At 67.6% G+C, this 2150-nt stretch carries 1 protein-coding gene; it reads left to right on the plus strand.

Annotated features, from left to right (window positions below; translation table 11 throughout):
- Window positions 1–122 precede the first annotated feature (122 nt).
- The coding region (gene uvrA, locus K206_RS0123455) for an excinuclease ABC subunit UvrA (protein WP_020204831.1) at window positions 123–2150 on the plus strand (2028 nt) is incomplete at its 3' end.

Below are 2150 nucleotides of genomic sequence, written 5' to 3' on the forward strand. Positions count from 1 at the left end.
GGGCGCCGCGCGGCCCGGGGCGGGCCGCCGGAGCCGCGCCTGGCATGCTTTTTTCTTGGAAATTCCGTGAGACCGGCCTGTCGACCTGACCGGCGGCCCCGCCTGGCGAAGACAATCGGTATATGGAAGAAATCAGAATCCGTGGTGCCCGTACCCACAACCTGAAGAACATCAATCTCGACCTGCCGCGCAACAAGCTGATCGTGATCACCGGGCTGTCCGGTTCGGGCAAGTCGTCGCTGGCCTTCGACACCCTGTACGCGGAGGGCCAGCGCCGCTACGTGGAGTCGCTGTCGGCCTACGCGCGCCAGTTCCTGCAACTGATGGAGAAGCCCGACGTGGACCTGATCGAGGGCCTGTCGCCCGCGATCTCCATCGAACAGAAGGCAACCAGCCACAACCCCCGCTCCACGGTCGGCACCGTCACCGAGATCCACGACTACCTGCGCCTGCTGTTCGCGCGCGCCGGCACGCCCTACTGCCCCGACCACAACCTGGCGCTGCAGGCGCAGAGCGTGTCGCAGATGGTGGACGCGGCGCTGGCGCTGCCGGAAGACACCAAGCTGATGATCCTCGCGCCGGTGGTGGCCAACCGCAAGGGCGAGCACTCCGACCTGTTCGACACCATGCAGGCGCAGGGTTTCGTGCGTTTCCGCATCCGCTCGGGCGGCGGCACCACGCACGAGGCGCCGGCGGTGGTCTACGAGGTGGACGCGCTGCCCAAGCTGAAGAAGACCGAGAAACATTCGATCGACGTGGTGGTCGACCGCGTCAAGGTGCGCGCCGACATCAAGCAGCGCCTGGCGGAATCGTTCGAGACCGCGCTGCGGCTGGCCGACGGCCGCGCCGTGGCGCTGGAGATCGACAGCGGCCAGGAGCACGTGTTCAGCTCCAAGTTCGCCTGCCCGATCTGCTCGTACTCGCTGCAGGAGCTCGAGCCGCGCCTGTTCTCGTTCAACAACCCGATGGGCGCCTGCCCGAGCTGCGACGGCCTGGGCCAGATCACCTTCTTCGATCCCAAGCGCGTGGTGGCCTTCCCCAACCTGTCGCTGGCCTCGGGCGCGATCAAGGGCTGGGACCGCCGCAACCAGTTCTACTTCCAGATGCTGCAAAGCCTGGCGGCCTACTACGACTTCGAACTGGAAACGGCCTTCGAGGACCTGCCGGCCGAGGTGCAGGAAGTGGTGCTGCACGGCTCGGGCGAGGTGGAGATCCCGTTCACCTACATGAACGAGCGCGGCCGCACCACGGTGCGCGAGCACGCTTTCGAGGGCATCATCCCCAACCTGGAGCGGCGCTACCGCGAGACCGACTCGGTCGCGGTGCGCGAGGAACTGGCCAAGTACCAGAACAACCAGGCCTGCCCGGCCTGCCACGGCACGCGGCTGCGCACCGAGGCGCGCCACGTCAAGCTCGGCGAGAACGACCAGGCGCGCGCGATCTTCGAGATCAACGGCTGGCCGCTGCGCGACGCGCTGACGTACTTCCTCACGCTCGACATGCACGGCGCCAAGCGCGAGATCGCCGACAAGATCGTCAAGGAAATCACCGCGCGGCTGAACTTCCTCAACAACGTCGGGCTGGACTATCTCTCGCTCGAGCGCAGCGCGGACACGCTCTCGGGCGGCGAGGCGCAGCGCATCCGCCTGGCCTCGCAGATCGGCTCGGGCCTGACCGGCGTGATGTACGTGCTCGACGAGCCGTCGATCGGCCTGCACCAGCGCGACAACGACCGCCTGATCGGCACGCTCAAGCACCTGCGCGACATCGGCAACTCGGTGCTGGTGGTGGAGCACGACGAGGACATGATCCGCGCCAGCGACTACGTGGTCGACATCGGCCCCGGCGCGGGCGTGCACGGCGGCATGATCGTGGCCGAGGGCACGCCGGCGCAGATCGAGCAGTCGCCCAACTCGCTGACCGGGCAATACATGTCCGGCGCGCGCCGCATCGAGGTGCCGCCCACGCGCACCGCGCCCGACGACGACAAGCTGCTGCGCATCGTCAACGCCACCGGCAACAACCTGCGCAACGTCAGCGCGGAAATCCCGGTGGGCCTGCTGACCTGCGTGACCGGCGTGTCCGGCTCGGGCAAGTCCACGCTGATCAACGACACGCTCTACCACGCGGTGGCGCGCCACCTGTACGGC

This window comes from Cupriavidus sp. WS, from assembly GCF_000395345.1.
In the GTDB taxonomy this organism is placed as follows: Bacteria; Pseudomonadota; Gammaproteobacteria; order Burkholderiales; family Burkholderiaceae; genus Cupriavidus; species Cupriavidus basilensis_B.